This window comes from Acetobacter aceti (assembly GCF_002005445.1).
Classification (GTDB): Bacteria; Pseudomonadota; Alphaproteobacteria; order Acetobacterales; family Acetobacteraceae; genus Acetobacter; species Acetobacter aceti_B.
Genome location: NZ_CP014692.1, coordinates 1,810,795 through 1,822,480, shown reverse-complemented (window position 1 = coordinate 1,822,480; position 11,686 = coordinate 1,810,795). Strand labels below are relative to the sequence as shown.

Annotated in this window: 12 protein-coding genes; 7 read left to right on the top strand and 5 right to left on the bottom strand. The window is 55.0% G+C overall.

Annotated elements, in window-relative coordinates:
* Positions 1–21 precede the first annotated feature (21 nt).
* The 4 genes from A0U92_RS08215 (at position 22) to A0U92_RS08200 (ending at position 2,948) form a co-directional block, all read left to right on the top strand.
* Complete coding sequence (locus A0U92_RS08215) at positions 22–405, top strand: hypothetical protein (RefSeq protein WP_222927860.1); 384 nt, start codon at positions 22–24, stop codon at positions 403–405.
* A gap of 395 nt (positions 406–800) precedes the next feature.
* Positions 801–1,958, top strand: coding sequence for a glycosyltransferase (locus A0U92_RS08210; RefSeq protein WP_077812797.1), 1,158 nt, complete (start codon positions 801–803; stop codon positions 1,956–1,958).
* A gap of 237 nt (positions 1,959–2,195) precedes the next feature.
* Entirely contained in the window at positions 2,196–2,372 is a 177-nt protein-coding gene (locus A0U92_RS17730; protein WP_187668895.1) for a hypothetical protein, read from the top strand.
* Complete coding sequence (locus A0U92_RS08200; RefSeq protein WP_077812795.1) at positions 2,373–2,948, top strand: phosphatase PAP2 family protein; 576 nt, start codon at positions 2,373–2,375, stop codon at positions 2,946–2,948.
* A gap of 15 nt (positions 2,949–2,963) precedes the next feature.
* On the opposite strand, the gene A0U92_RS08195 is transcribed toward A0U92_RS08200, so the two are convergent.
* The 5 genes from A0U92_RS08195 to gpmI all read right to left on the bottom strand — a co-directional run bounded on the left by A0U92_RS08195 (position 2,964) and on the right by gpmI (position 9,466).
* Complete coding sequence (locus A0U92_RS08195) at positions 2,964–3,458, bottom strand: RNA pyrophosphohydrolase (protein WP_077812794.1); 495 nt, start codon at positions 3,456–3,458, stop codon at positions 2,964–2,966.
* Between the two features lie 16 nt (positions 3,459–3,474).
* Positions 3,475–4,821, bottom strand: coding sequence for a divergent polysaccharide deacetylase family protein (locus A0U92_RS08190; RefSeq protein WP_077812793.1), 1,347 nt, complete (start codon positions 4,819–4,821; stop codon positions 3,475–3,477).
* Entirely contained in the window at positions 4,802–6,274 is a 1,473-nt protein-coding gene (locus A0U92_RS08185) for a S41 family peptidase (RefSeq protein ID WP_077812792.1), read from the bottom strand. The genes A0U92_RS08190 and A0U92_RS08185 overlap by 20 nt, the downstream gene beginning before the upstream one ends.
* A 183-nt stretch (positions 6,275–6,457) precedes the next feature.
* Complete coding sequence (locus tag A0U92_RS08180) at positions 6,458–7,885, bottom strand: murein hydrolase activator EnvC family protein (protein WP_222927859.1); 1,428 nt, start codon at positions 7,883–7,885, stop codon at positions 6,458–6,460.
* 42 nt (positions 7,886–7,927) lie between these two features.
* Positions 7,928–9,466, bottom strand: a complete 1,539-nt coding sequence (gene gpmI, locus A0U92_RS08175) for a 2,3-bisphosphoglycerate-independent phosphoglycerate mutase (RefSeq protein ID WP_077814325.1) — start codon at positions 9,464–9,466, stop codon at positions 7,928–7,930.
* A 520-nt stretch (positions 9,467–9,986) separates the two neighbouring features.
* Here gpmI and msrB point away from each other — a divergent pair.
* Genes msrB through A0U92_RS08155 form a run of 3 tightly spaced genes read left to right on the top strand, consistent with a single transcriptional unit; the run spans position 9,987 to position 11,544 of the window.
* Positions 9,987–10,397, top strand: a complete 411-nt coding sequence (gene msrB / locus A0U92_RS08165; protein ID WP_077812789.1) for a peptide-methionine (R)-S-oxide reductase MsrB — start codon at positions 9,987–9,989, stop codon at positions 10,395–10,397.
* 25 nt (positions 10,398–10,422) lie between these two features.
* Positions 10,423–11,058 (top strand): uracil phosphoribosyltransferase, encoded by a 636-nt coding sequence (gene upp, locus A0U92_RS08160; protein ID WP_408736104.1) that lies wholly within the window; start codon positions 10,423–10,425, stop codon positions 11,056–11,058.
* 30 nt (positions 11,059–11,088) lie between these two features.
* Positions 11,089–11,544: a 23S rRNA (pseudouridine(1915)-N(3))-methyltransferase RlmH gene (locus A0U92_RS08155; protein WP_077812788.1), complete on the top strand. Its 456-nt coding sequence runs from the start codon at positions 11,089–11,091 to the stop codon at positions 11,542–11,544.
* Positions 11,545–11,686: the final 142 nt, after the last annotated feature.

Genomic DNA, 11,686 nt, shown 5'->3' with positions numbered 1-11,686 from the left:
TCAAGGTATGCCTTGCTCCTGATGGGATTGAGTTTCATTTATCCTGTGAGTATCCCGGTGCGGGCTCAGGAGAGTTTTCCCGCATTGAGCTCAGAAGATGACACCACCTTGTCTCAGGGGGCACGCGGGGGTGTTTTTGTATGGTGCAGTGCTGCAAACAGTGAAAGACGGGAACTTTACATCAGTGACGTAAAGCGTCAGCCATCTGGCAGCGGTATGGCAGTCAATTCTCTCAGCGGACACTTTGCTCAGACGATGAACGCCCGGTTTGGTATTCATCTTGCCATGAATGCGCAGCATTGTCATATGTTTCGAAATTCGGCTGCCGCACAGAACGCGCGCATGATTTTAATGGCAGGAGCCAGAAAAAGCGATCTTACTGTAAAAAATGCTGGTATTTTTTGAAAGCTATAAAAAAAATGCTACAAACCTGGTGTGCGGTAGTAAGCGTCGGATAGCACCCTATCCGCAGAATTTAGCGGATGGATGTGAGCACAACAGTGATTGCAGAAGTCCAGACGACAATGCCAGTGACTGAAGCGAGCAAAATTCCTCGAGCCGGGGCAAGATTATTTGCCCGCTGTAACGTCTGTGGCGCAGACGAGGGGAAAGTATGACCACGGTCCGTGGGAGAGGAAACGGGTGTCATTTACAAGATTCCAAATCAGTTTCTTTATCAAAACTAGTGGCAGATAGTGATGATCAAACTCTTAACGAAATGCTGGTACGACAGGTTTCGCGCCGAAAAATATTCACTGTAACTTTTTTATGATTGAAATTCGAAGCAAGAGGAAAGAACTGTGACGACAGACAAATCAACCGTAAAAGTTGCCATTGTACACGAATGGCTTGAGCACTATGCTGGTTCAGAACGTGTGGTGGGTGAACTTCTGGCTGTCTTTCCTCAGGCGCAGGTTTTTTCCATTGTCGATTTTCTCCCGGAGAAGGAGCGCGCTTTTCTTGGCGGTCGGAAAATCACCACGACGTTTATCCAGAAACTGCCATTCGCAAGAAAGCATTTCCGGAATTATCTCGGGCTGATGCCGCTTGCCGTGGAACAGCTTGACCTCAGTGGGTTTGACCTTGTCTTTTCGAGCAATCATGCTGTCGCAAAAGGCATCATCACGGGGCCTGATCAGTATCACATCAGTTATGTCCATTCTCCGATGCGCTACGCCTGGGATATGCAGGCTGCCTATCTTAAGCAAAGCGGTCTGACGACCGGCCTGAAAGGACTGTTTGTCCGTTGGTTGCTCCATCGCATTCGAAACTGGGATGTACGCTCGGCAACCGGTGTAGATGTTTTTGTGGCCAATTCGCGCTACATCGCCCGCCGTATCAGAAAAGTCTATCGGCGCGATGCGGAGGTTATTCATCCGCCTGTCGATACGGATGCGTTCAACCTGCCGGCCGATCCGGCAAACCGCGATGCCTATCTGGTGGCCGGACGACAGGTTCCTTACAAGCGCGTTGATCTTGTTGTGGAAGCATTTCGCCGTATGCCGCAAAGACAGCTGATTGTGGTAGGCGATGGCCCTGAAAATGCAAAAATCCGTGCTCTAGCCGCCGGAGCTCCGAATATTATTCTTAAAGGAAAAGTGCCTCATTCAGAGCTCCTTTCGCTGATGCAGAATGCACGGGCTTTCGTGTTCGCTTCTGAAGAGGATTTTGGGATTACCCTGGTGGAAGCTCAGGCTTGCGGAACGCCCGTTATCAGTTTTGGGCGCGGTGGAGCACTGGATATTGTTCTGGATGACACCCTTTCAGAATCTCCCACAGGCCTTCTGTTCAACGAACAATCGGCTGACTCAATTATGAAAACCATAGAGCACTTTGAAAAAATACGAGATAAGATATCGGATCAGGGATGCAGGGATAATGCGCTTCGCTTTTCGAAAGCCGCTTTTCGCTCCCATATCATAGATCTCACTGATCGTATTTTAACGGAAGGTTTTTAGGTAACACACTCAGGAAGTCTGCTTGCTTCTTTTCAGAATGCGGAGAGATCAGAGTCAAAGACGCTCGAAAAAAGCAGGCAGACAAAATACAGGGAAATTCGCCTGATGCTTCCTCTTATGGGAGCAAGCCTCATCCCTCTCGGTCTTGCTTTCTGGTCAAAACCCTAACATCTTCTGCAACTGGTTCCGGTTTCTGGATTCTTTTCAGCGGCCTGAGCCTTCTGTCAGGTGGATGTCGTGCTTTCCACTCTCTGGCTGACCCTGAAAGACTATCGTGTCTGGAGAGTTCTGATCTGGGTATCCAATATTGTGCTCCGTCGGACGACTTCGACAACAGACTTCGGCGCTATGGCGATTGGGCCGAATGAGCCGGCAGCCGTTAGCGACCCGACCACACGCTCCGGAGTGCCATGAGTGATCGGTGCGTTCAGTGATTTCGCCGATCAGGCCGTCGTTGGTCCTGTCGAGATTGCGATATTTCTGATTCTGATTCTGGTCGGTCGGCGGCATGATGCTTTGGTATGGGGCGGCATCATGGCAGCGGCCTCATGCCTCATGCTTTTTCTGAAACTATGGTGTGAACGCTGCGGTATTCCTCACCAGCGTCTTATTTACAGTCCCAGTGGTCATACCATGGGTGGAACCATGGTTTATGGCGGGCTTCTCGCCCTGTTATGTCGAAACGGCACGATCGTCGTTGCTGGCGCGTGTGCTTTGGCCATTGCTTTTGGTGCTTCACGTGTGTTTTTGCACGTTCACACCGTTACGGAAGCTGTCGTCGGCGCCTTGATTGGTGTGGGCGCTGTCATCATCCTGCATCGTTTATTGGGGCGTCATCGTAACCCGTTATCGCCTCAGGCGGCGTTTCTCAGCGTTGCCGCAGCCTTGGTTATTGGCTGCGCTTTGCATGGCTATCGTCTGAGCGCCGAGGTCTGGATTGCAAAGGCTTCTCATACCCTTGGCCGATATCTTTATTGTCAGCGGATATAGGGTCTGTGGAGCAAATCAAGAAAAGTGTGAGAAGGAAACAGCAAGATTTTCGTAAATAGGCTTCTTGAAGCCAACATTTAGCGTTGAGAGCTGGGTTAGTGGAACCCATTTCCAGGCGTCGAATTCCTGATGAGCATCAAGGTCAAGCCGAATTTCGGTCTCCGGCCCTGTGAAACGCAACGCGTACCATTTCTGCGTTTGTCCACGGTAACGACCCTTGAGAGCTTTTCCAATAAGCTCCGCAGGCAGATCATAGCTCATCCATTCTGGGTGTTCGCCCAGAAGCGTGAGTGAAGTCATCCCGGTCTCTTCAGCAACCTCCCGGAAGACCGCGCGATCGGTTGCTTCATTATCGTCAATGCCACCCTGGGGACACTGCCAGACACCTTCTTCCGGGGGACCGCCTGCACCTGGCATGTCAGTGCGGCGTGCGACGAAGACCTCTCCGGCGTTATTGAAAATAACCGCTCCCACATTACGGCGGTAGGGCAGGGATGATGGATCGGTCATCGCAATAGTCACCAGTTTATGGAGATGTGGGCGTATTGTCCCGAGCAGGTGCCGAAGAAGGCGGGTCAAGAGGAGCTTCCGTTACGGAACGTTTGCCTGACGCCGTTCCGATCTTTGCAGGCTTTGGAACGACTGAAGGCACAGATGCCTGCGGCGACGCCATCGGGACGGCGACATGCAGAGTTCTGCTATCCGAAAGGCTTGGAGAAAGTGTTGCATTCCGGCTTAACGCGCTGACCGGGACCAGCGTGACGCCCTGACTGGAAAGAGTATGGGTCCATTCAGTCAGCCGTTGCAGGAATACAGGGCGCATCGGGCCTGCGACGGCAATGGCCGTGCCACGGGATTTGGCCATTGCCACAAGGCGAGCCAACTGGCCATCGACACCGGCCGCGTCGGTGTTGGTATCCATGGTGAGAGAGGCGTCCCCCCCCATCACCGGACCAGTGCGTGGAGCGCCAGGAGTCGCGTTCAGATAAAGCAGACCCCGGCTTTCAAGAGCATGGCTCACCATGGCGAAATCGGGAGACTGGGCAAAAGCGTCTCCATCCAGACCTGAAAAGGCGTTTGTTACGCCGACATATCCATTAAAACGGGACAGGGCCCATTCCAGGTTGTCCTTGTCCGCCGCTGCCGTGTGGTCGTAGCCAAGAGCACGCGGTCCCTCATCATCGAGTGGCGCCGTCGAAGGCTGCATTGGGAGGGAGAGGAAAATTTCATGTCCGCGAAGTCTTGCCGTTTCGGACAGTGGCAATCTGGCCGGAGCGTAAGCGGGAACGGCGAATGACACCATGGCCGGGAGATTTCGCGCCGCGTTCAGGCTCATCTCTTCAGACAAGCCATAACCGTCCAGCAGAATGGCTATACGTGCATTTCCCGCCGGAATAGGGGGAACAGCCGCCGCATAAACATTACGGGGCATTTCCCCGTTCGGGCCACGTTTGGGCAGACTATGGCCGGGGTCACCAGCTACAGCTTCCAGCATATCCGGCATGGGTTGCGAAATAGGTGCGACGCCGGGTGTGATTTCAGATGAAAACTCACTTTTTGGCTTATCGGGCTGCGTGTTATCCGCCACACTGACAGGAGGTTTTTCAGCCGCTTCTTTCGCGGTCGCAACCACCGGAGCCTGCTCTGTGACATTCGGCTTGTTCTGTGGGGCGGTATTTATCGCCGAATGATGTCTGGAAGCCCATTCCTGCAGCCCAATACCAGCCAGAAGCGCCAGTAACGACACGCCGCCCCAAAAACGAACGAAAATTCGTCCGTTTCGTGGCAGACGCTGCCAGAGGCTGGCTGGAGTTACACCTTCCAGCGCCTCGGCTGCCAGATGAAGATCGTCGTTAGTGATGGGAGGCCTCATTCTTTACTGGCGTTGTCTTCTCAGAAGCGGGTGCTGGAACAGGAGGCAGGGAGGCGACCGGGTCAGGCGCCGCCACATTAGCCATGCTCCGTACCAGACGAAGTCCTTCCTGCAATTGAAAGTCCGTTGCTGGTTTGGTTACATCGAAAGCAGGCCAGTTGGCGGGAGGCTCTTCCGGGAGCTTGGACGCAAGAGCCGGCAAATCAGAACGCTGCGGCGGCTTGGTCTGGTTGCCACCCTGATTCTTCAGGATGTGGGAAAGATCAGCCTCACGGATGCTGAAGGCTGGCTCCTCACGGCTTTCCTTCACCAGGACATCAGGAACGATTCCCAGTCCCTGAATGGAGCGTCCCGACGGTGTGTAGTAGCGGGCTGTAGTCAGACGAACCGCGCCATTTCCCGGAATGGGCATAATCGTCTGCACGGAGCCTTTACCAAAGCTCTTGGTGCCGATCAGAACGGCGCGATGATGATCCTGAAGCGCACCGGACACGATCTCACTGGCGGAAGCCGAACCACCATTGATCAGCACGACGATTGGCATTCCATCTGTTATGTCATGCCCCTTGGCATCCCAACGCTGGCTGTCCTTGGGGTGTCTGGCGCGCGTGGAAACGATTTCACCATTGCTGATGAAGGAAGACGAGACATCAATCGCCTGCGTCAGCAGACCACCTGGGTCGTTCCGCAGATCAATAACCAGCCCACCTGTCAGTTTTCCACCGGCTTTCTTGAGCAGTTCATCATAAGCCTTGTGGAGTTCTTCGGACGTGTCTTCCGTGAACTGAGGGATACGGATGTAGCCGGTCTTGTCATAGAGAGCCGATTTGACGGCCTCGATATGGATGATCTCACGCGTGAGGGTCACAATGACCGGTTTGGGTGTTTTTGCCCGAATCAGCGTCAGCGTGATCTTCGTGTCAGGCTTGCCGCGCATCTTTTCGACAGCGTCATTCAGAGGACTGCCGTCGATATTATGCCCGTCGATGGCGACAATATAGTCACCCGGCTTGATTCCGGCCCGCCATGCCGGCGTTCCGTCAATCGGGGAGACCACGCGGACATGACCATCCTCACCCTGGACTTCCAGCCCCAGTCCACCAAACTTGCCGGTCGTCTGGACCTGCATGTCGGCATACTGTTTTTCAGTCATGTAGGAGCTGTGTGGATCCAGGCCACTCAGCATGCCGTTGAGGGCATTGGTGATCAGTTCGCGATCCGAGACCGGATCGACATAGTTGGCGCGCACGAGATCAAAGATGCTGCCGAACAGGGTCAGGAGCTTGTAGGTTTCAGCGTGACTGATTTTCGGGTCGGTAGAGGACGCGGGGGCTGTCTCGGCGTGAGCCTCTGCCACGACGCCGTAATTTCCTCCAGCAACAGGAAACTCAGGCGCGAGCGTCAGTCCGGAAAGAACTGCGGCTCCGAACAGCAGAGCGGTGCGGAACGTCATAAAGTGAAGTCTCCTGTTGCCGGACTGCGCCGCTTGGCAGTCAGCTTTCTGTCTCTCTCGGCACGAATCGCCCCAGTCAGGGCGTATCATCCAACAAGGTTCTTACCAAAACGAATACCGCCTCTCATCCGGCACGCCAACCCGCGTGTGCCACGGCTTGCTCCATAAGGGGAACAATACCAGTTACAAAAGCGACCTGGGGTTGACCGATCGCGCACCGTTTCGAAGCTGCACAAGGAGTGCGCCTCCAGATGAGGGCATGGAGCCGACAGAAGAACCTTTCACCAAAGACTGCCCCGTTGCGACACCAATACTGCCCAGACCGGCCAGAACAAAGCGGTAGCCGTGTCCGCAATTCAGGATAAGCATCTCGCCATAACTCCGGAATGGCGAGGCGAATTCGACGGTTCCGGAACAGGGGGCCCGAACACTGCTGCCGGGAGCTGCTGAATAGGTATTGCCCGATGCCGCGCCACCTTCCAGAGGCTGCCCCCAGGCCGTCAGAAGTCGCCCCGCCACGATACCATCGCCGCCATGTCCGGAGGAAACTGTTGCTGGCAGTGGTTCTGCTTCTCTTATGACATTATGACCAGAGATGCGGGCTGCCGCCGCAGCGGTGCTCTGCGCTCTGTGGCGCGCCTCGGCAGCTTCCCGGGCCTTTCTGGCAGCGCGTTCGGCTGCCTCAGCCTCTCTCTGCAACTGCGCCATGGCTGCGGCTTCCGCTGCCAGCACGCTGTTGAGCTCAGCCTGCAGGGCCTTCTGCTTTTCCGCTTCCTGCGAGGCATTGCTGGAGGCCAGTCTGGCAGCGACGTTTGACTGAATCTGGGCAATACGTGCTGCATTGGCCTGCTTTGCCAGTTCGGCTCGCTGCTGACTCTGGATCGCTTCAACCCGACTGAGTTCCGCAATCTGCCGGGACAGCTTTCCTTCGATCGTCACGAGGTCATTCTGTCGGTTCCTGAGGGATTCCGCCCGTGTTTCCAGAAGGTTTCCCAGCCCCCGCATGACCTGCAGTCCCCGCACCACGTCTTCCGTTGGACCGGCTCCAGTCAGCAGGGCGTCCATGGGGTAAAGCGACAGGCGCTGCGCCACAGGGAGCATGGGTTCCAAAGCTCTTGCATCTGATTGCAGGTCAGCCTGCGTCGCCTTCTGGTCTGCCCGGAGATCTTCGACCTCCGACTGAATGGACTGGGTTCTGTTTTCTGTTTTCTGAAGCTGTTCAGCGGCAGCGACTGTTGCGGAGGACAACGCGACGGAGCGGGCGTGATCCTGAGCCGCCTGCGCCGCTGCCGCCATATTCTGTTTGCGCGCCTGCTCCAGTCGTGCGGCTTCTGCTTTCGCCTGCGTTCTCAGGGCAGTTTCCCGCGCCTGCGCAGCCTCAAGCGCCGCCCGCGTTGACGTTGAAGGAACCGTCAGTGCTTTCTTTGCCGAGTGGGAGCCTGAATGTGAGGAGGGCGCGTGCCGGACCTGCCTGCTGGATGCAGCATATGACACGTGTGGCCATGTCAGGAAAATCGTGCTTCCCGTTAAAACAAGGCATCCCCATTTCTTTCGACTGTTGACGTGGCCTGTTTTTCTTGCAGCGGGAGGAATCGCTTTGACGGGTCTCACGCCTCCTCCCTTGCCAACACCATCTCAACACAGAAGGAAATATCAGGCCTCCTGAGCAGAGATCAGCGTTTTCCCGGTCATGGCGGCAGGCTGTTGCAAGCCCATCAGACCGAGAAGGGTGGGAGCAATATCGGCAAGCCGGCCATGATGAAGCCTGACATTACCCGCTCCCATGAGAACGCAGGGCACTTCATTCAGTGTGTGCGATGTATGCGGACCGCCTGTCTCCGGGTCTTTCATGGTCTCGCAATTTCCATGATCGGCTGTCACGAGCAGGGCGCCACCCTGATTCCGGATGGCGGCGGCGATACGGCCCAGACCCGCATCCACCGTTTCAACGGCCTTGATGGCGGCGGACAGGACGCCTGTATGTCCCACCATGTCAGGATTGGCGTAGTTGAGAACAATCAGATCATATTGGCCGCTCTCGATAGCCGCGACCGCCTTGTCCGTCAGTTCCGGCGCGGACATTTCCGGCTGCAGGTCATAGGTGGCGACCTTGGGTGAGGGAACGAGAATTCGGTCCTCGCCCTCAAATTTCTCTTCCCGGCCACCGTTCAGAAAGTAGGTGACGTGGGGATATTTCTCGGTCTCCGCCATGCGAAGCTGCTTTTTCCCGGCGGCTGCGACAACGTCTCCCAGTAGCTCGCGGAGATCCTGCGGAGCGAACAGGACAGTCGTGAATTTCGCAAGCTCATCGCTGTAGCGGGTCATACAGGCTGTCGCCGCAAAATGACGCACGACTTTCCTCTGGAAACCGCTGAAATCCGGCTCCAGAAGCGCGGTCAGCAACTCCCTGATGCGATCGGCCCGAAAGTTGAAAGAGAGAATGCCGTCACCGTCTTTGGCCCCCTGAAAGTCGCCCAGCACGGTGGGAATGACAAACTCGTCCGTGACGTTCGCTTTATAAGAGGCCTCCAGCACCTCCAGAGGAGAAGCCGCGCGTGGACCTTCAGCGCTGGTGATGACATCATAGACTCTGGATACACGCTCCCAGCGATTATCCCGATCCATGGCGTAATACCGCCCTGAAATCGAGGCGATCCCGACGTTTTTGGGAAGAGCTTTCGTCAGACTCTCAATGTAGCCGGCACCGGACTGGGGCGGCGTATCGCGGCCGTCCGTGAAGATATGGAATGCAACCTTCACGCCCGCATCGGTGAGGATATGCGCGAGAGCGACAGCATGATCCTGATGGGAATGTACGCCCCCTGAAGAAACGAGGCCCAGAAGGTGGCAGGTGCCGCCGGTCTTTTTCATCGTGTCGATAAAAGCCGTCAGAACCTCGTTTTTGGCGAGACTGCCGTCCCGAATCGCTTGTCCGATCCGGGGCAGCTCCTGCATGACCACACGACCCGCGCCGATATTCAGATGTCCGACTTCGGAATTGCCCATCTGCCCATCCGGAAGACCGACATCATGGCCGCTCGTGTCCAGAAAAGTGCTGGGGCATTTATCCCACAAACCATCGAAGACAGGCGTGGACGCCAGACGGACAGCATTGTCGGATTCGTCTTCCCGCCAGCCGAAGCCGTCAAGAATGACCAGCATGACGGGGCGGGGTGGGGATGAGGTGGTCATCATTCTGCAGGCCTTCTTCTGTTTGTGCCTTTATTATTGACTCAAATATGGCACCACACGCCTCAGCTTCCAAGTCATCCCCAATAACACAGGGTCATTAACACAGGCAGGTTTCAGGGCTCTTTATGTGGAGCCTCGTCCTTCTTTTTCCCGGCCTTGACAGTGTCTTCGTCGACACAGTCATTCGCGCCAGTGATTTTCCCGGATGACGGAGCGTCGCTCGCTGGAAAAGATCCTTTCCCTTCGTCATCAAGAATCTCATTTATGGGTTTGCTGGAGCTTGATGTCCCGCATACGGGAGGTTTTTTCTCACTCATCTCACGCTCTCCGGTTGTTTTCATGAAAGTGCCTACGGAGACTCAACGCGGTCTGGGTAGAGAGTTGCTGATTAAAATAATTGCAGCATCACGATTCCGTGCTGAAATTAAGATCTCCTGTTTGACTCGGGTTGTGTATTTTCTGACGATAGCGTTACAGCGAGCATGCTGCCGAAGTGTGCGGTTTCAGGGAAGGCACAGTAATGGTTCAAAAATCCACCCCCGTAGCCGTTTGTGGATCTCTCACATCGGATCAGGTGCGCATTCTGCGTGAGCATGGGACAGAGCGGCCAGGCTCCAGCCCGCTCAACCACGAAAAACGTCCGGGGACGTATCGATGTGCGGGGTGCGGAAATCCTCTTTTTACGGCGAACGCCAAGTATGAGAGCGGAAGTGGCTGGCCTTCTTTTTTCGATGTGCTGCCCGGAGCGATCGAAGAGCGGAAAGACGACAGTCTTGGCATGGTGCGTGTCGAGGTTCTGTGCGCCAACTGCAAAGGCCATCTCGGGCATGTATTCCCTGATGGCCCCCCGCCAACAGGGCTTCGCTATTGCATGAACGGCCTGATTCTGGATTTCCAGCCCGAAGATTCCACTCATTCAGATGCCATTTGAAATGACGTCAACCGAAAGCCGCAGCATGCCGACTGATATGGTCACTGTCGTTACTCATCCTCTGGTGCGTCATAAGCTGACCCATCTGCGAGCCCGCACGACATCGACAGCCGGTTTTCGACGGCTGGTGCGTGAGTTGAGTCTGCTGCTTGCTTATGAGGCGACCCGGGATCTCAAGCTTGAGCCGGTGACAATAGAAACACCGCAGGAAACGATGGAGGGCGAGGAGCTTTCGGGCAAGAAGCTCTGCTTCGTGTCGATCCTGCGGGCGGGAAACGGTATTCTGGATGGTATGCTCGATCTGATTCCATCCGCGCGTGTCGGGCATATTGGCCTGTTCAGAGATCCGGAAACTCTGGAGGCGGTTGAATATTACATCAAATTGCCGGACGATATTGGTGATCGTATCTGTATTGCCGTGGACCCTATGCTGGCGACGGGGCATAGTGCAGTCGCTGCTATCGATCGTCTCAAAAACGCCGGATGCAATTCCATAATCTTCGTCTGCCTGCTTGCTGTTCCCCAAGGCATCGCGTGTCTTCAGAAAGCCCATCCTGACGTCAGGATTATTACGTGTTCGATCGATCGTGAACTGGATGATCACGGCTATATCTGTCCGGGGCTGGGCGATGCCGGGGACCGACTGTTCGGAACGAAGTAATGCTGCCCGTAATCAGGAATCGTTTTTGAAATGCGCCTGATCGCAGTAGGGCGGATGAAGGACAGCCACGAACGGGCATTGGTGGATCGTTATGTCAAGCGGCTGAATCCGTCATTGACGATTACGGAACTCCCTGATGGAAAAGGGAGCCCGGCAGAAATCAAGCGTCGGGAAGCGGACGCGATTTTGTCCGTCCTGCCTGATCGGGCTTTTGTGGTCGTTCTTGATCTGGCGGGAAAACTTGTTTCCAGCGAAGTTTTTTCGCAAAGACTTGGCGAGTGGCTCGAAGCTGGCCGTGATGTCTGCTTCATCATTGGTGGAGCAGAGGGACTGGACGCGACAGTGGTCACCCGTGCGGATGCATCGCTGTCTCTGGGCAGCCTGACCTGGCCGCATATGCTGGTTCGAATTATGCTGGTGGAGCAGATTTACAGGGCCCGAGCCATAGCGGCAGGGCATCCTTATCACCGTTCCGGACGACCGTGAGATTCTGTATAAACCCTTGAAATATTTTATAAAAGACTAATTTATGAGTTCTTGTCCTCAGAGAAGACCACAATAAAGAAAATACGTACTTTATTAGACATAAATTTATTTTCTTGTTTAAGAATATTTATTATAAAAAATA